Origin of the sequence: Pseudomonas chlororaphis (assembly GCA_001023535.1) — a bacterium.
Taxonomy (GTDB): domain Bacteria; phylum Pseudomonadota; class Gammaproteobacteria; order Pseudomonadales; family Pseudomonadaceae; genus Aquipseudomonas; species Aquipseudomonas chlororaphis_E.
In genome coordinates this window covers 5,538,077-5,555,842 of sequence record CP011020.1, presented here as the reverse complement: position 1 = coordinate 5,555,842, position 17,766 = coordinate 5,538,077, and the positions used below count along the sequence as shown (strand labels likewise).

The 17,766-nt window shown below is 56.8% G+C and carries 17 protein-coding genes and 2 pseudogenes; 14 read left to right on the top strand and 5 right to left on the bottom strand.

Annotated elements, in window-relative coordinates:
* Positions 1-10 precede the first annotated feature (10 nt).
* The 8 genes and pseudogenes from VM99_24240 (at position 11) to VM99_24205 (ending at position 5,436) form a co-directional block, all read left to right on the top strand.
* Entirely contained in the window at positions 11-1,210 is a 1,200-nt protein-coding gene (locus VM99_24240) for a benzoate transporter (protein ID AKK01019.1), read from the top strand.
* A gap of 67 nt (positions 1,211-1,277) precedes the next feature.
* Positions 1,278-2,033 carry a heme ABC transporter permease gene (locus VM99_24235; protein ID AKK01018.1) on the top strand — a complete coding sequence of 252 codons (756 nt, stop codon included), beginning with the start codon at positions 1,278-1,280 and terminating at the stop codon, positions 2,031-2,033.
* Positions 2,030-2,206, top strand: a complete 177-nt coding sequence (locus tag VM99_24230) for a hemagglutination activity protein (protein AKK01017.1) — start codon at positions 2,030-2,032, stop codon at positions 2,204-2,206. Before VM99_24235 ends, VM99_24230 begins: the two co-directional genes overlap by 4 nt.
* Positions 2,203-2,658, top strand: coding sequence for a cytochrome C biogenesis protein CcmE (locus VM99_24225; protein ID AKK01016.1), 456 nt, complete (start codon positions 2,203-2,205; stop codon positions 2,656-2,658). The genes VM99_24230 and VM99_24225 overlap by 4 nt, the downstream gene beginning before the upstream one ends.
* Before the next feature lie 10 nt (positions 2,659-2,668).
* Positions 2,669-3,441 (top strand): annotated as a pseudogene (locus VM99_24220) (inositol monophosphatase).
* A gap of 122 nt (positions 3,442-3,563) precedes the next feature.
* On the top strand, positions 3,564-4,145 hold the full coding sequence (locus tag VM99_24215) for a TetR family transcriptional regulator (protein AKK01015.1): 582 nt from the start codon (positions 3,564-3,566) through the stop codon (positions 4,143-4,145).
* A 66-nt stretch (positions 4,146-4,211) separates the two neighbouring features.
* Entirely contained in the window at positions 4,212-4,979 is a 768-nt protein-coding gene (locus tag VM99_24210) for a hypothetical protein (GenBank protein AKK01014.1), read from the top strand.
* A gap of 40 nt (positions 4,980-5,019) precedes the next feature.
* Complete coding sequence (locus tag VM99_24205) at positions 5,020-5,436, top strand: ester cyclase (protein ID AKK01013.1); 417 nt, start codon at positions 5,020-5,022, stop codon at positions 5,434-5,436.
* 153 nt (positions 5,437-5,589) lie between these two features.
* On the opposite strand, the gene VM99_24200 is transcribed toward VM99_24205, so the two are convergent.
* From VM99_24200 to VM99_24180, 5 genes are all read right to left on the bottom strand, one after another.
* Positions 5,590-7,740 carry a TonB-dependent receptor gene (locus tag VM99_24200; protein AKK01012.1) on the bottom strand — a complete coding sequence of 717 codons (2,151 nt, stop codon included), beginning with the start codon at positions 7,738-7,740 and terminating at the stop codon, positions 5,590-5,592.
* 71 nt (positions 7,741-7,811) lie between these two features.
* The gene (locus VM99_24195) at positions 7,812-8,201 is read right to left on the bottom strand and encodes a hypothetical protein (protein AKK01011.1); all 390 of its coding nucleotides are present in this window, start codon (positions 8,199-8,201) and stop codon (positions 7,812-7,814) included.
* Between the two features lie 62 nt (positions 8,202-8,263).
* The gene (locus VM99_24190) at positions 8,264-8,839 is read right to left on the bottom strand and encodes a cytochrome C (protein AKK01010.1); all 576 of its coding nucleotides are present in this window, start codon (positions 8,837-8,839) and stop codon (positions 8,264-8,266) included.
* Positions 8,826-10,133: a molybdopterin-binding protein gene (locus tag VM99_24185; protein AKK01009.1), complete on the bottom strand. Its 1,308-nt coding sequence runs from the start codon at positions 10,131-10,133 to the stop codon at positions 8,826-8,828. The genes VM99_24190 and VM99_24185 overlap by 14 nt, the downstream gene beginning before the upstream one ends.
* Positions 10,134-10,316: 183 nt before the next feature.
* Entirely contained in the window at positions 10,317-10,934 is a 618-nt protein-coding gene (locus tag VM99_24180; protein AKK01008.1) for a hypothetical protein, read from the bottom strand.
* 209 nt (positions 10,935-11,143) lie between these two features.
* On the opposite strand from VM99_24180, the gene VM99_24175 reads away from it, so the two are divergent.
* The 6 genes and pseudogenes from VM99_24175 (at position 11,144) to VM99_24150 (ending at position 17,203) form a co-directional block, all read left to right on the top strand.
* Positions 11,144-12,037 (top strand): membrane protein, encoded by an 894-nt coding sequence (locus tag VM99_24175; GenBank protein AKK01007.1) that lies wholly within the window; start codon positions 11,144-11,146, stop codon positions 12,035-12,037.
* 166 nt (positions 12,038-12,203) lie between these two features.
* Positions 12,204-13,327 (top strand): annotated as a pseudogene (locus VM99_24170) (transposase).
* A 136-nt stretch (positions 13,328-13,463) separates the two neighbouring features.
* Positions 13,464-14,264 carry an AraC family transcriptional regulator gene (locus tag VM99_24165; protein ID AKK01006.1) on the top strand — a complete coding sequence of 267 codons (801 nt, stop codon included), beginning with the start codon at positions 13,464-13,466 and terminating at the stop codon, positions 14,262-14,264.
* A gap of 58 nt (positions 14,265-14,322) precedes the next feature.
* Positions 14,323-15,747: an FAD-dependent oxidoreductase gene (locus VM99_24160; protein ID AKK01005.1), complete on the top strand. Its 1,425-nt coding sequence runs from the start codon at positions 14,323-14,325 to the stop codon at positions 15,745-15,747.
* Positions 15,744-16,085 carry a cupin gene (locus tag VM99_24155; protein ID AKK01004.1) on the top strand — a complete coding sequence of 114 codons (342 nt, stop codon included), beginning with the start codon at positions 15,744-15,746 and terminating at the stop codon, positions 16,083-16,085. The genes VM99_24160 and VM99_24155 overlap by 4 nt, the downstream gene beginning before the upstream one ends.
* 32 nt (positions 16,086-16,117) lie before the next feature.
* Positions 16,118-17,203 carry a spermidine/putrescine ABC transporter substrate-binding protein gene (locus VM99_24150; GenBank protein AKK01003.1) on the top strand — a complete coding sequence of 362 codons (1,086 nt, stop codon included), beginning with the start codon at positions 16,118-16,120 and terminating at the stop codon, positions 17,201-17,203.
* Positions 17,204-17,766: the final 563 nt, after the last annotated feature.

The following is a 17,766-nucleotide window of genomic DNA, read 5'->3' as shown; positions in this document are numbered from 1 at the left end:
TGCGAATGCCATGAAAAGTGTGCTCAGAGATGCTTCGCCATCAGCTCTGGTGGCAGGGATCATTGCAACGTTGATTTCTTATGCCGGCCCGCTTGTGTTGGTTTTTCATGCCGCACAGAGTGCGTCCCTTTCACAGGAAGTTCTTTCATCCTGGATATGGGCGATCTCGATTGGCAGTGCGGTAATTGGGGCTTCGCTCAGCCTGTATTATCGGGTGCCGGTCGTGATTGCGTGGTCCATCCCCGGTTCGGCGCTGCTCGTTACGGCGCTTCCGCAAATGAGCATCAATCAAGCGGTGGGTGCGTTTATAGTCGCTAATGTCATCCTACTGCTGATTGGCGTTAGCGGTGCTTTCGATCGAATCATCGCTCGCTTGCCGGGCTCGATCGCGGCGGGCATGCAAGCCGGCATTCTCTTTTCGTTCGGCATCGAGGTATTTCGGGTGCTACCGGAGCAGCCAGCCTTGGTCTCGTCGATGTTTATTGCGTACATCCTAATGCGTAGAGTCTGGCCACGTTATGCCGTGTTGGCCGTTTTGCTGGTCGGTGGCGCCGTCACGATGTTTGGCGGGCACTTGCGAACCGAAGTGTTAGTGTTTGACCTAGCCACTCCTCAATGGATCGCTCCTCAGTTTTCTTTAACGGTCATTTTGAATTTGGCGTTGCCGTTGGTTGTGGTGTCGCTGACGGGCCAGTTCATGCCAGGCATGGCAGTTTTGCGCAACGCAGGGTTCAACACGCCTGCCAGTCCCATTATCAGTGTCAGTGCTATCGGCGCGATGCTGTTGGCGCCCTTTGCTTGCCATGGTCTGAACCTCGCGGCAGTTACAGCAAGCCTTTGTACCGGCCTCGAGGCCCATGAGGATCCGCGGCGGCGCTATGTCGCTGCTCTTTCCGGGAGTGCCACCTATCTGCTGTTTGGTATAGCAGGTGCCACGCTGGTTTCCTTGTTCGCGGCGTTTCCTAGAGCGTTGATCGCAGCACTTGCAGGCTTGGCGTTGTATGGCGCGATCGGCGATGCATTGGTGCGCAGCCTGGGTGAGACAAAAGAGCACGACGCAGGACTTTTCACTTTTCTCGTTACAGCTTCTGGGGTCTCTTTTTGTGGATTCTCCGCCCCTTTTTGGGGGTTGATTTTTGGTTTGACCGTTCATTTTCTGAAGCGTCCAGAATGTAAAACACTCTTGGTTAAAGGGAACACGAACAGCTAGCGAGGCCTGCTCCATGGGCAGATTCGGCGGTCGCAAATCCTGGGCCGCAACCGTGATGGAAACAGCAATGAACTGGACCTGGTTTCATAAGCTCGGCTCACCCAAGTGGTTCTACGGCATCAGCGGCAGACTGTTGCCCTGGTTGAGCCTCTTCGCACTGCTGCTGATTGGCGTCGGCGTGGTCTGGGGCCTGGCCTTCGCCCCACCGGATTACCAGCAAGGCAACAGCTTCCGCATCATCTACATCCACGTTCCCACCGCGATGCTGGCCCAGTCCATCTACGTGATGCTGGCGGTGTGTGGCGTGGTCGGGCTGGTGTGGAAAATGAAACTGGCCGACGTGGCCCTGCAATGCGCCGCGCCCATCGGCGCCTGGATGGCCGCCGTGGCGCTGGTCACCGGGGCCATCTGGGGCAAGCCGACCTGGGGTTCGTGGTGGGTCTGGGATGCCCGACTGACGTCGATGCTGATCCTGCTGTTCCTGTACTTCGGTCTCATTGCGCTGGGCAACGCCATCAGCAATCGTGACAGTGCCGCCAATGCCTGCGCGGTGCTGGCCATTGTCGGGGTGATCAACATCCCGATCATCAAGTACTCGGTTGAATGGTGGAACACCCTGCACCAGGGCGCGACCTTCACCATCACCGAAAAACCGGCAATGCCCGTGGAGATGTGGCTACCGCTGCTGCTCACGGCGCTGGGTTTCTACTGTTTCTTCGGCGCGGTGCTGCTGCTGCGCATGCGCCTGGAAGTGCTCAAGCGCGAGGCCCGCGCCAGTTGGGTGAAGGCCGAAGTGCAGAGCAGCCTGGAGAGCGCTCGATGAGTTTCGCTTCATTCGGCGAGTTCCTCGCCATGGGCCATCATGGCCTGTATGTCTGGTCAGCCTATGGCATCTGCCTGGCCGTGCTGGTCCTCAACGTGGCGGTGCCGGTCCTGGCCCGCAGGCGGTATCTGCAACAGGAGGCGCGTCGTCTGCGCCGGGAGAACGGTCAGTGAATCCGCTGCGCAAAAAACGTCTTGTCATCATTCTTGCGATCCTGGTGGGCGTGGGCGCCGCGGTCGGCCTGGCCCTGAGTGCCCTGCAACAGAACATCAACCTGTTCTACACCCCGACCCAGATCGCCAACGGCGAAGCACCGAAGGACACGCGCATCCGTGCCGGCGGCATGGTGGAGAAAGGTTCGCTGGTGCGCTCCGGGGATTCCCTGGACGTGACCTTCAACGTCACCGACTTCAACAAGACCGTGACCATCACCTACCGCGGCATCCTGCCGGACCTGTTCCGCGAAGGGCAGGGCATTGTCGCCTTGGGCAAGCTAAATGCCGACGGCGTGGTGGTGGCCGACGAAGTGCTGGCCAAGCACGATGAAAAATACATGCCGCCGGAAGTGACCAAGGCCTTGAAAGACAGCGGCCAGACAGCGCCCGCGCCCGGGAAGGAGGGCTGATGTGTTGGACATGCGTTTGATTAATGAGTATCAGCATTTCGCTGAGCGTTTAGCTGATGTCTCCGCTGAGGTTATTGAGCCGTACTTTCGAAGCACGTTGGATGTAAAGCACAAAGGGGGTAGCGTCTAAGGTCCGGTAACCTTGGCTGATCGTAAAGCCGAACAAGCAATGCGTGAACTGATTCAGGATCAATACTCCACACATGGAATTTTAGGTGAGGAGGAAGGCTCGCTGCAGGGGCGCAGTGAACTGAGTTGGGTACTTGATCCTATCGATGGGACTCGATCGTTTATCACTGGCTTGCCACTATGGGGGACGCTAATAGCCCTAAACGATGGTCAGCGTCCTGTGCTCGGCGTGATGAATCAGCCATTTACTGGCGAGCGGTACGTTGGCACGCCTGAAGGCGCTTGGCTCAATGGAAACAAGTTAAAACACGTCAATGCCCGGAAATTTCCTCGGCCACGTTGATGTGCACGACATTGCAGTTGTTCGACACGGCAGTTCGTCGAGACGCTTTTCAAGCGGTAGCGGATCAGGTGAAGTTGGTTCGTTTTGGCGGAGATTGTTATGCGTACTGCATGCTCGCATCGGGATTCGTTGATGTGGTGATCGAAGCCAGTCTGCAGCCTTACGATATCCAAGCGTTGATTCCGATAGTAAAAGGCGCTGATGGAGTGATTACCACTTGGGATGGCAGCTCAGCGCAGTATGGTGGAACGATCATCGCTTGCGCAGACCGGTCACTGCATATGCGACTGAGGCTGAAACACGCCACTTGACTGATGAGCTGTCGCTTACCGACCAGTGGTTTGACGTTATTCTGGACCGATCGGTCCTTAACGGTTAGAGTAGTTCCCATACAGTCCAATCCGGCTTACGCAACGGAGCGCTCGAATCGAACATGTCCAGACCGCAGACATTCAATACGCAAGAAGCTTTACACAAGGCAATGGTTGTGTTCTGGCGCAAAGGTTATGAGGCAACTTCAATAACTGACCTTCTCGGCGCCACGGGGCTGAGCAAAAGCAGTTTGTACGCAACATTTGGCGGCAAGCGCGAGTTATTTATTATGGCGTTCGACGCCTATCGTCGTGAGCGAGCTAAAGACATGCATAGAGCCTTGCAGGACGGCCCTGCACGCCTGTCTATCGAGTCGTTCTTCCGTTCTCTTTTTGCTGACCTTAATGACCCAAGTGAATCTCATGGCTGCATGAGCATCAATCAAGCTGTAGAGATGGCGGCACATGATCTTGATGTCCGTCAGAGGGTCATGGAGGACTTTCGTCTCATTGAGGAGGCGTTGGAGAGGGCGATTGAGCGAGGGCAACAAGATGGGTCATTGGGTAGTAACCGGAATGCCCGAGAATTGGCCCGTCTGTTGGTTCTGGCTTTTCCCGGACTGCAGGTCATGGCACGTGCTGGATACACGAAACAAGATTTAGAAAGTGCGCTGCACCTGCTGCTGTCGAATTTGGATTTGTAAGAGTCGAAAACTTTATACATTTTGGACTGTTCGGTCCAAATCATAGCTTGAGTCAAGGAGAATATCGTGAAGGTCACGCAGATACGTAACGCAACGTTGATTATTGAATACGCAGGGACTCGGTTTCTGATCGACCCTTTGCTTGCAAAGAAGGGGGCATATCCAGGGTTTGAGGGGACGGCTAATAGCCATTTGTTCAACCCTACGGTGGCATTGCCGGTGTCCATGGAAGACATCTTGAACGTTGACGCCGTCATCGTGACCCATACCCACCCCGATCATTGGGACGAGGCCGCTAAAGCCCTGGTTCCCAAACAACTGCCGATTTTTGTTCAGAATGAAGAGGACCGTGAGTTGATCCTATCTCAGGGTTTCGGCGACGTTCGACTGATCAAAGGAGCGCTATTTAATGGAGTGTCGCTGGCGCAGACTCTCGGTCAACACGGCACTGATGGTGCAATGGCAGCTATGGGGGAAATTCTTGGCGAGGTGTGCGGGGTAATGTTCAGTCATCCAGACGAGAAAACTCTCTATCTCGCTGGCGACACGATCTGGAATCAATACGTCCAGGACGCCTTGCAGCAGTTTCAGCCCGAAGTCGTCATTCTAAATGCCGGAGATGCCCAGGTGATCGGGCTCGGTTCCATCATCATGGGTAAGCAGGACGTCTACGAAGTTTTTCAGGCAGCGCCTCAGGCGACGCTTATCGCTACCCATATGGAGTCTGTAAACCATGCTGTGCTGACGCGTAAAGAGCTTCGTGAGTTCTCCGTGGAGAAGGGCATGACTGATCGCTTGCTCATCCCCGAAGACGGCGAGACTTGTAGTCTCTGATTCAGCGAGCCCAAACGACCATTCAGCAAGGAGAAAGTTAATGTCGGTCGAAGCAAACAAAGAACTGGTGCGAAAATTTTATGCCGCTATTCAGCTTGAGGATTACGCGGCAGCGGCGAGTTGCTGCCATGAGAGCTTTGTTTTTTATACCCAAGTAGACACGCCTATTCCTGGAGCAGCAGGATTCATCCAGTCGGAGAAAAAAAACTTCGATGCCTTCGAAGGATTCACTTTTAAGATCGAATCACTGCTCGCCGAGGGCGATCAGGTTGCGGCTTACATGATATTCGATGGTCGGCAAACCGGAATATTTGAAGGGATTGAGCCGAAAGGGGCCCGAGTACGATTTTCGTTGATGATGCTCCTGACCGTTGCCGATGGAAAAATCATTGAAAAGCGCGCTCACTTTGACCGAATGGACATTCGTAAGCAATTGGCCGCAACAGTAGAAGCCTGAAGAGATCGAAAAAAAAAACAGTCTGGCGAACCTCGTTCTATAAGCGATGTTTTCGAGCTTATCAAAGGGGAACGACCAGCTGCTTGAATCATGAAAGGGACGCTGGGATGTCAGTCCAGCGGGCCCCTCCATAACGCTACGGGTTCTTTCTTATCAGTAGCTCCACTGCACAGCGACTTCCAGGCTGCGCGGCTCTCCTAGGTAATATTGGGTGTTGCTCTGGTGAATGAAACGAGCATAGACCTCGTCGTTCAGGTTACGCAGACGCGCGCTGAGCTGCATGTGTTTGTCCAGGTCGTGAGTCATGGACAAACCATAAACGGTGTACGAGGGCACCCACGTCGTATTGGCCGTATTGGCGTAGACCGACGACACGTAACGTGCGTCGGCCCCGAGTTGCCAGTCGGGAGCCACGTCATAGGTCAACCAGAGATTGGCTACGCGGTCTGGAATGTTCACCGGATTCTTGCCTTTGCGCGAGTAAACGACGCCTGCGATGGTTTCATTGAATTCGTCGTACTCGGCCCTGACCCAGCTGAAGTTACCCGCGGCCAATAGCTTGGGCGTGATCTTGAACGAAGTCGCGAGCTCGATGCCGGTCGAAGTCTGCTGACCCGCTTGTTCGGTGGTATTGGGCACCGTAGAGGAGGGGACGGAGATGTTCTTGCGCACGATGCGGTAGGCCGCCGCAGTGGCCGAGCCGCGACCCTCAAGAAAATCGAACTTGCTGCCCACCTCGATTTGGCGGCCGGTGCTCAAGTCGAAGTCGCCCACTTGGGAAATGGAGGCGCCGGTAAGCGTACCTCCCGGCGGCTCGGCTGACGTACTGTATTGGGTATAAAGGCTGACATTCGACGTCAGGTCGTACACCAGACCCAGGCGACCCGTGACTGCATCCCAACGTTTGTCGAGCCTGGCCTGCGCCGCATGATCGATGACCTCGAAGTCGATATGGTCATAGCGCAACGCAGTAATTAGCGCCAGTCGCTCGGTCAGACGCGTACGGTTCTCGAGGAAAGCCGACGAGGTGTCGGTCCAAGTACTGCGGCCTTTAGTGCGCGGTGCATCCATCCCCGGAATGTCCGAGAAGTGGCCCGGCTCGAAGCCATCTGGATCGATGGTGTCGAAGGCGCCTTTGGACAATGGATAGTTGGTTTGCTGGTTAGTGTTGTAATCCACGCCCAGAGCCCAATCGCTGGCCAGGCCGAACAGTTGAGCCTGGTGAGTCAGCTCGATACGGTCACCGTTGACCTCCTGATCGTGCCTTTGGCGGTAACCGCCGGAGCGGGCGATAGCGCTGTTATCGCTGTTGTAGCGGTAAACCTCAAGGTTGCGGTAATCGCGCTGGCCGTCGTAACGGTAGAAGGTATTGCGCAACTGGGTGTTGTCGTCCAGATGGTAGTCGGTGATCGAGCGTATCCAGCGGGTGCGCTGCTCATAGCGGCCATCCTTGACGTTGTAGTTGTTGAAGCGGTTGCGCTTGTCGATGTGCAATCTGCCGGTCATTGGTTGCAGTACCGGTGTGCCCCAGTAAGGACTGTCTTCTTCCTCTTCCAGATATTCGATCGCCAGCGTATGGGAGAGTTGATCGTTGATGTCGCTGAGCAGCGAGAAGGCCAGGTTGCCCGCACCGTTCTCCTGGCGGTCGATGTAACCGTTGCTGTTGGTGCGGCTGTAGTCGAGGCGCGCATAGTGGCGTGGGCCATCGCCACTGTTGAGCGCTCTATTGAAGCCGACCGCGGTTTCCCAGGTGTCGTAGCGACCGTAACTCATCCGGCCTTCGAAAGTATCTTCGTCGCGGTTGGCAAGCTTGGTTATCACGTTCAGGCTGCCGCCCACGGCACCGCTGCCGTTGAGGAACGAGGAGGGGCCGCCGAGCAATTCCACCCGGTCATAAATCCAGGCGCCGACCGGACGTGCTGCGCCGCCGTATTGCAGATTGATGCCGTTGAACAACTGGCTGATCTGGGCACCGTTGAAACCACGGTACGACACATAGCCACCCCAGCCGGGTGGCGCGGAAGCGTTCACCCCGGGCAGGGCGTTCGCCGCGTCCTGAAAGTTGCGTGCACCGATGCGTTCCATTGTCTTGCGATCGGCTACGCTTACAGAGGCGGGATTTTCCCGGGCACTGAGGTTCAGGCGCGAGCCGCTTTCGATGGGGGTGTCCAGGTCCAGGCTGGTGGCCGGTTTCGGCTGGTCGGCCGAGGCGTTGATATAGCTGGCGGGTAAGTTCAGAGTCGTGTCTTGCGCCCACGCGCAGGTGCTGCCCGCGAGCAGCGCCAAAGTAGTCAAGCGAAACATGAAAAGCTTCCTGTCTTAATTCGATGAGCACACACCGACCGCGCGTCATGCAGCGGCAAGTGGTGATGATGTCAAGGCGAGGGAAGCAGGTCTGGGGAGGCGCGAGGATTGATCAGGGGCCAGCGCTGCCTGGGTAAGCAGCGGGTCGGTTGTGCGGGCAAGGGCCTGGCTGGCTCGCCGGCAAGCAGGGCGAGCAGCCCGAAAAACGCTGCCAGCAGGATCGCGCCGAACAGGCTGGCAATGACGCAATCAGCTTCGACGGGCAGTGAAGGGGCGGGCACGTCGTGCGGGCTTTCGAGTACCGCGCCGCCGTCTGTAGAGCAAAACAGTCCGCCGTCCAGACCGCTCAATCGCAAGCCGGCCATTTGTCCATGGCCCATCGCGCACAGCAACGACGCGAACAGGACGCTGAAATACAGCACCCAGGCAATCATCGATTTTTCGCGGCTGGCCAGCTTCATCAGCAAAGCTCGTGGAGAAGGGAACGGTTTTCCGGCGAGCGGATTCTACATTTTTTGATCCGTCAGTGGGCTTTTAAACAGTCCGACATACACGCAACAGCCTTGCTGTCCGGTCTGTCATCGGTAAAAAAACCGTCTCGATTCGGCATCTTTACATCCGCCAAGGTCGCCGCTTCCACGGTCGCGTTGGCGTCCAGCAGCTTGTTCATGTGCAGGATGTAGCCGGTCACTGCATAGACCTGTTCGTTGGACAATGACTGTGGCGCCTGGAAGGGCATGGCTCTGCGGATGTAGTCGAAAAGTGTCGTTGCATAAGGCCAATAGCTGCCGACTGTCTTGAGCGGTTTGTCAGTCGTCAGCGTTCCTTTGCCCCCCGCCAATGCAGGACCAATGCCGCCTTCAAGCTTCACGCCATGACAGCTGACGCAGCTGTTCATGTAGACCTTTTCCCCGTCTGCCACCGTCGCGCGTCCTGGAGGCAAGCCCTTGCCGTCGGGTGCTACATCGATGTTCCAGCTAGCGATCTGCGCTTCGGTAGCCTTGGTGCCCAAACCGTATCGGGATTGTGCCGAGGCATGAGTCAGCGCAAAGGCGCAAAGCAAACCGATGAATAACGACCCACCTTTAAGCCCGTCCATTGGTCACCTCCCCAGTGCTGGACACGCGCCACGGTTGCACCGAATTGTTGTGGTAGAAAGAGACCTTGCCACGTTCATTGATCAACTGGTCCAGCATCGGCTGAACGTATCCGGTCTCGTCGATAGCGCGGCTCATGATCATCAATTCCTGGCCGTTCCATTCGAAAGGCGCCCTGAAGACGGTAAGGGCCATGGTCAGAATGGGCTCCTGTAACCTGGCTTGTGTCCAGTTATCGCCGCCATCGACGGAAACATCGACCCGGGTGATTTTGCCGTGGCCGCTCCAGGCAATGCCACGCATCTCATGCAGGCCCTTGCGCGTCAGTTTCTGGGTGCCGGAAGGGTAGGTCACCAGCGATTTGCATTCCATGACAAAGGAAAACTTCCGAGCCTTGCCGTCCGCCATCAAGTCGGTGTATTTGGCGGTTTCTTCCCGGCTGTAGGCGGGCGCGTCGGTGACGTGGAGTCGGCGCAGCCATTTGATGTGGGTATTGCCCTCGTACCCGGGGACAAACAGGCGAAGCGGGTAGCCCTGTTCCGGCCTCAGGCGCTCGCCGTTCTGGCTGTAGACCACCAGCACATCGTCGAGGCATTTCTCGATGGGAATACTGCGTGTCATTGCCGCGCCATCGGCCCCTTCGGCGATGATCCACTTGGCTTGAGGCTTAAGCCCGGCTTCATCCAGCAGGGTTTTCAAAGTAACGCCTGTCCATTCAGCGCAACTCACCAGGCCGCTGACTTCTGCTGCGGTTTTGCCCCAGGGTGGGAGAAACGATGGGTTGCCCGAGCACTCCATGAAGTGCACTCGAGAAACGGCGGGGAATTGGCGTATCTCGTCCATGGTAAAGATCAAGGCTGTTTCGGTGAGGCCGTGAATCACCAGCCGATGTTGCGCCGGATCGATTTGTGGGACGCCCGCATGGTGGCGCTCATAAAAAAGGCCGTTCGGGGTGATGATGCCGTCCAACTCCTGAAGTGGCGAGGTGCTGTAGGCGGACATCGTGTCCTTCAGGCCGGGATATAGATTCCTGACCGCTTTGGTTTCGAATGTTGAAGGTTTGCCATAAGGGCTTGCCGTGGGAGCGCCAAGACTGCGGGTCCATTGTGGGACTTCAAGAAGCTGGCTCGGATCAGGCGGGGCGATGTTGGTCGTCTCCCCGTTGACCAGGTCGCTGTCACCCAGAGCAAACGCAGCAGTACCGATAATGGCCCCGCTTTTAATCAGGAAATCCCTGCGAGCCAAAGCTGTTTGAGGCATGTCTTGCTTGGCGGGGATCATGGACTTTTTTGTCATTGTTTTTCCCTCTTGTTTTTGTCGGAACGACGCAACAGTACATCTACAGACCGATCGGTCGGTCTATGGTCAGCGTAGGACGAAAAGTACGCCTGGTCCAGTCGCAAGGGCAACCATGGCGAGGGAACGTAAAAGCGGAGGAGGTCCAGGGAGGCGGCGCATCTGAAGCGCCGTTGATGACAGTCAAGCGGGGCGCGGCTCAACCTTCAGTCCGGGCAGGAGGGTGTCACAGAAAAACGTCGCGATGGATTCCGGGGAGCGAGGGCCTCCAGGCTTGATCCACAAGTAGCTGTAGTGATGAATACCAAGGATAGCCTTCACGGCCAACGAGTCGGATGTGCGAAAGGTCCCCTCGCTCACGCCAGCCTTGAGGATCTGCGACCAGAGTTTTTCATATTGCCGGTGCAGGTCGAGCAACTCGGTCTGGCGCTCGCCAATGACCGAATACACTTCGCGAAAACACACCGTCATTTCGGCCAGGTGGGAGACAATCGTGCGCATCACGATGGCCGAGAGATGGCGAAATTTATCTTCCGCAGTCAAATCGCTCTCGCACAGAGGCGTGCCTTCTGCGATGAGCACTCGCAGGTACCGGCTGGTGATTTCGAACAGCAATTCTTCCTTGCTGCCGATGTGGTAATACAGTGCGCCTCGAGCCAGGCCAGTGGCTTTTTCCAACTCAGCCATGCCGGTCGCGTGAAACCCGCGCGTTGAAAATAACTGTGCAGCGATTTTCAGGATCCGTTCCTTGGTGCTTGTTTCAGCAGGTTCGGCAGCGACGACGGCGTTCTTTTTTCCCATGAGTCAATTCCAACCGGTTGAGGGTCAATCATACCCATGGGCTCGCACTGAAGGATACATGCGAGAGACGCTCATCCCATGGTCGTAGGAAAAAAATTGTATTGACCGATCGGTACAGGCGCCTTTATAAGCTCGCTATAGTCGAACGTTTCCAACGGGCGCGGTGGCGTCGAAAGTTCTAGGAGCCTACCAAGGCATTCGGACCGACCATGACAACGAGCAGACACTTCACCCGAACGTCCAATCCATCAGCCTCGGCAAGGCTGATTGTGATGATCTGTTTCGCCATGATTGCCTTTGCCGCGAACTCACTGCTGTGCCGCCTGGCGCTAAAGCACACCGACGTCGATGCTGCGAGTTTCAGCGTTGTCCGGCTGGTTAGCGGGGCCTTGGTGCTATGGCTGATGTGCGTCGTCAGGCGATCCACGACTTCCATCAAGGGCAGTTGGAAAGGCGCCACAGCCTTGTTCATCTACGTCTTCGCTTTTTCTTTCGCATACCATCATTTGGAGACCGGGACGGGGGCGTTGCTGTTGTTTGGCGCGGTTCAACTGAGCATGGTTCTGTACGGCTTGTTCAAAGGCGAGCGGATGCACGGGCTGGCGATCGTTGGGTTTGTGTTGGCGCTCATTGGCCTTGTCAGTCTGCTGCTTCCAGGCGCGGCAGCACCCGATCCCCTGAGTGCGCTCACGATGTTGCTATCGGGGCTGGCCTGGGGAGTTTATTCACTACTCGGCAAGGGTGTCGCCGATCCTCTTGCGACCACTGCCGGCAATTTTATCCGCTCCATTCCACTGGTCCTGATTGCAAGCTTACCGTTTCTGTTAGGGCTGCGTTGGGATCCGCTGGGGATACTTTATGCCGTTCTTTCCGGAGCGCTGGCGTCAGGCGTCGGTTACGCGGCCTGGTACGTCGCGGTACGTCATCTTGCCTCGTTTCAGGCAGCGACATGGCAGTTGAGCGTACCCATCCTGGCTTCGCTGGCTGGTATCGTTTTTCTGGGGGAAAGCCTGAGCGTAAGGATGGTGTTGGCATCCGTCGCTGTGCTGGGTGGTGTTGCGTTGGTGCTGGGCGGCAAATATGGCAGCGCTACAGGCAGCTAGAGGCTCAGCTCGCTCAATCAGGTACGCCTGGGCCTGCGGGGGTGTCAGAAATTTTGTGTTCGGGCATAACATGGGTAAGAGGTGCATGTATGCCAACCAAGAAGAAACCCCTGCGTGACCTGCCCAAAATCCCAAAGAGCTGCTTGAGCAGTTCGGCCAGGGGTTGATGACAGCGGAAGCTATCGAGGACGCCTCAGCGGTATTCAAGAAAGCCTTGATTGAACGGGCCTTGAACGCCAAACTCGGCCATCACTTGGGCTATCCTCCGGGCGCGCAGCGCCCAGAGGATGAGACCAATCAGCGCGATGGCAAGAGTGGAAGAACCGTACTGACCGGCGATGGCCCGCTGCGGCTGGATATTCCCCGCGACCGGGATGGCAGTTTCTCGATGACAAGATCATCGCCATGTATGCCCGAGGCATGACGGTGCGTGAGATCCGTGCTTTTCCCTCTGAGCAATACGGCACAGAGGTTTCGCATGATTTCATCAGCTCGGTCCCTGACGAGGCCATGGAAGAAATTGGTGCGTGGCAACAGCGACCGCTTGAGCCCATGTATCCGGTCATTTTTTTGATGCGCTGCGGGTCAAAATCGCGAAGAAGGCCTTGTCCGTAACAAGGCGATTTATCTGGCGCTGGGTGTTTTGCCTGACAGAACGCGCGCGATTCTTGGCATATGGATCGAAAATACCGAGGGCGCGAAGTTCTGAATGAAGGTTTCAACGACCTCAAAACTCGCGGTGTTGAAGATGTACTGATTGCCGTGACAGATGGCCTTAAAGGCATGCCAGAAGCCCTTGGCGCGGTCTTTCCAGCCACAACACTGCAAACTTGCATCGTTCACCTGATCCGCAACAGCCTCGAGTACGCAGCTTGGGATAAGCGCCCTGGGCTGGCCAAGGCGCTTAAACCGATCTACCAAGCAGTCACCGCCGAAGCGGCTGAGCAAGCGCTGGATGCGTTCGAAACCGGGCCTGGGGCAAGCAATATCCGACGGTAGTGGCGGCTTGGCGGCGTGCCTGGGATCGAGTGATTCCATTTTTCGTTTTTCCCGCCAGCGATCCGAAAAGTGGTCTGCACAACCAACGCTATCGAGAGCATCAATGCTCAGCTACGAAAATTCATCAAGACTCGCGGCCACTTCCCGACCGGCGATGCGGCAACCAAACTGATCTGGCTCGGGCTGTGCAATATCACTGCAAACTGGGGCTCTGCAGCCCATAACTGGAAGAGTGCGATGAATCAATTTGCGATTCTGTACGGAGATCGATTTATCAGGCCGACCCGGTAAAAGCACAGCCTGCCTAACGGCAGGCCGTTACCGGCCCGCACACAAAAAATCTGACAGTCTCGGGCCTGCCTGTATTTGTTCACTCAGCCGTTCAAGCACTAGACTGGTGCGGTCCAGTCATCAGGCCCGTCAGACCATGCTCCTCATTCCGCCAGATACCGCCGAACAGACAGCGCTGACCCTCGAAGTGGTGCTGCGTTACCACATGGCGTGGAAACGCCGCGACTTGGAGGCGATTCTCGCGATTTATCACCCGCAAGTGCAGTACAACGATTTTTTCCAGAACCGCAGCATGGGTCTGACCGAGTTGCGCGCTTACATCACCAGCACGTTGCCGCGTCATCCCGATGAGTATCTTGAACACAACGACCGCATCCGTGCAGATGGCTGTACCGCATTCATCCAGTACCAGACGGCTCTGAAAGGCAGTGGCGAGCGGGTGGTTTTTCGCACCAGTGAAGCCATCACGGTATGTGATGGCCTGATCCTCCGTATAAACGAATATGCCTCGCTGGTGCGCGACAGCGAGCCCCAGACTGGGCGCCACGCCCCCGCCATCAGTAAACTGGGTCTCTCGGCGCGCCAGCTGACGTTCATGGCGCGAGACTTGGCCGATTACTTTACCCGCCAGCAGCCCTTCCTCGACCCGGATCTGGATCTTGCACGGATTGCCAGCGCTACCGGGTACAGCCGTAATCAGCTGTCTTACCTGCTGAACCAAGTGCTGGGACAAAGTTTCTATCGCTACGTGACCCAAGCACGGCTGGCCTACCTGCTTGAGCGCCTCGTCAATCACGGTGAAAACGCGCCCATCGAGGCCCTTGCGGTGAGTGCCGGATTCAACTCCACCTCGGCGTTCTACAAGGCCTTCCGAAGTCATACCGGCTGCACGCCCAAGGCGTGGTTGAAAGCCAATTGCGTGCGTGCCCGCAGATAACACAGCCCCTGTCGCAGCGCATTAATCTCTGTCGACAAACAACCGATGGAGCATGGGGATGTCTGGCTGGGGTGGTGTGAGTTTGTGGATGGAGGAACTCGGCGAGGCGCTGACGCCGCGCCCGGCGTTGTATCAGGATCTGCAAGCAGACGTTGTGATTATCGGCGCCGGTTACAGCGGCCTCTGGACGGCCTATTACCTAAAACAGCAAGCACCGCACCTGAACATCGTCATCGTTGAAGCACAGATTGCCGGCTACGGCGCCTCCGGTCGCAATGGCGGCTGGTTGATGGGCAACCTGCTGGGCGAAGACCGGCTCCTGGGGCCATTACCTGCCGCGCAACGCCACGCGGGCTACCGACTGCTGCGTGGAATCCCCGACGAGGTAGCGCGGGTGTGCCACCTCGAAGGCATTGATTGCGAACTGCGCAAAGGCGGCGTGCTGTACTGTGCGGCGCGTTATCCCGAGCAAGAACGGCGCCTGCGCGAACAACTCGACGTCGCCCGTGCGCAAGGCCTGGGTGAAGACGACTACCGCTGGTTGAGTCCTCAGGCCATGCGTGAACAACTCAATGTGGCCCAGGCGTGCGGCGCCCTGTATTCACCTCACTGCGCGACCATCCAGCCGGCACGGTTGGTGCGGGGGCTGGCCGACGCCGTCGAACGGATGGGTGTACGCATTTTCGAGCAAAGCGCGGTGCTCGACTGGAAGCCAGGCCAGGTTCGAACCGAGCACGGTCGGGTAAGCGCCGATTGGGTGGTGCCGGCGGTCGAAGGTTATGCCAGCACCCTGCCCCCGTTGAACAAACATCAACTGGCCGCGCAAAGCCTGATCGTCGCGACTGAGCCACTCCCGGCCGATGTGTGGGCCGAAATCGGCCTGACCCGTGGCCAGGCGTTCAGCGAAAACAGCCGCCAAGTCACCTACGGTCAGCGCAGCCGAGATGATCGCCTGGTGTTTGGCGCCCGCGGTGGCTATCGCTTTGGCGGTCGCCTGCGCAGTGACTTCAACCTCACTCAGGCCGAACGAGCATTGCGGCAACACCTGTTTAGTGAACTCTTTCCGATCCTGCGCAATGTGCGCCTGACCCATGCCTGGGGCGGAAATCTGGGGGTCGCCCGGTCCTTTCACCCGCACATGCTCGCCGACCGTCGCCAGCGGATCGCACTGGCGGGTGGCTACGGAGGCGAAGGGGTAGGCGCCAGCAACCTGGGCGGCCGAACCGTGGCGGCGTTGATTCTGGGCCAAGACAACGAACTGACTCGCCAACCCTGGGTGTTGGGTGATCGTCCCCTGGACTCGTTGCCACGATGGGAGCCCGAGCCTCTGCGTTGGCTGGGTTACAACGCCATTATCCAGAGCTTCGTTCACGAGGATCAGGTATTGGCCAACCTCCATGCGCCACGCTGGCGTCGCCGGATGGCTGAAGGCTTGGCCGGTTGCATGGAACGTCTGATGAAGTCCAAGGAGCCGTTTGCATGAAGATCGATCATTTTCGCGACACCGCCCGTTTGCCTCTCGGTGAGCCTGGCGCTGTTGGTGTACCGCTGGGCGAGCCGCTTTCACAGGTTGCCACGGCATGCGTCGAACGCGACGACGGCGTTGAGGCCGGCGTGTGGGAATGCACCCCCGGCCGCTGGCGGCGCCAGATCGTGCAACAGGAGTTCTGCCACTTCATTCAGGGGCGTTGCACCTTTACCCCGGACGGTGGCGAGACCCTTCATATCCAGGCCGGCGACGCGTTGATGTTCCCTGCGAACACGACGGGAATCTGGGATGTACAAGAAACCGTTCGCAAGAGCTACGTACTGATTTTCTGAACTGCCTTCATCCATAACGCCTAGAACAAAGGTTGAGGTCTCGCATGTTGAAGTCGATCTTTCCGTTACTGTTGATCGCGTCTACCGCTCAGGCAGCAGACACCGTCAGGATCTACAACTGGAGCAGCTACATCGCTCCAGATACCCTGCAAAACTTTACCGCCCAGACCGGGCACCCGACTCAATATGACCTGTACGACAGCAACGAGGTGCTCGACGTCAAACTGATGGCCGGCCATTCAGGGTATGACGTGGTGTTTCCATCCAACCACTTCATGGCCCGGCAGATCACGGCCGGCGCACTCAAACCGTTGGACCGCAGCAAACTCCCGAACTGGCACAACCTCAACCCGACGCTGATGAAGGTTCTGGAGGCCAATGACCCCGGTAACCGCTACGGTTTTCCCTACCTGTGGGGCAGCACCGGCATCGGCTACAACGTGGCCAAGGTCAAAGCGGTCCTGGGTGATGTACCGATAGACTCGTGGGACATCGTGTTCAAGCCGGAAAACATGAAGAAACTCGCCCAGTGCGGCGTGGCGATGCTCGACAATGGTCCCGAGATCCTTCCCATCGCCTTGAACTACCTTGGTTTGCCGCATCACAGCAATGTCAAGGCCGACTACAAGAAGGCACAGGAGCTGCTACTCAAGGTGCGCCCCTATGTAAGCTACTTCCACAACTCCAAGTACACCAGCGACCTTGCAACGGGTGACGTGTGTCTGGTGGTGGGCTTTTCCGGCGATGTGATGCAGGCCGCAGCGCGGGCTAATGAGGCCGGGAACGGCCAGCAGATTGCTTACGCCATCCCCAAGGAAGGCTCACCTATGTGGTTCGACATGGTCGCGATGCCTGCCGATGCTCCAAATGAAACGGCCGGTTACGCGTTTTTGAATTACCTATTAGAGCCCAACGTCATAGCCGACATTAGTAACCACGTGCACTATGCCAATGGCAACGTAGCTGCTAACGACATAGTCGACAGTGCTGTCTTCAACGACCCGATGGTTTATCCGCCTGAAAGCGTTATGAAAAAGCTCTTCGTGCTTGAAGCGATGCCGCTGGAGGCTGACCGGTTGCGCACGCGTATCTGGAGTCGAGTTAAAAACGGTCAATGAAGTCAGTCGCCGATAATACCGGCAACCCGCATCATCGGTGAGAAATCTGCAGGGGAAAGCATGCCTTTGCAGCGAACGCATTCGATATTTGAATGATAACGGTGTGAACCTGACTTATATCATCGAAGAGGTTGTATTCGCTTCAGGCTGTTAGACCAATGCGCCGTGCTTGTTTGTTTCAATAGATACTAACTTCGCCGGCTGTTCGCATGGCGCAAAATTGTACAGACCATTGGAATGGCTGAAAGTAAACTCTCGGAGAGGGACGGTGACTAATACGAATTTTAACCGCGCAGGTGATACTGCTGGCTTAATATCAGGTGCCATAATGAATGATTTATCCATTTCGAAAGTGCATCTTAAGGACGAGAGCTCGCTTTGGCATTATTATAATAACTGTGGGCTTTCACCCGCGCTTAGGTTTTTGGGTGGTGGAGCATTGGACTATAAGAAAATAACTTACAGTCTTGGCGAATGTTTCATATGCTCCACCGCCAGCGCTTCCGGCTGGGGATTTGAAAAGCAAAATAACACAGACGTATATTTTGTTTGTTATACGCACA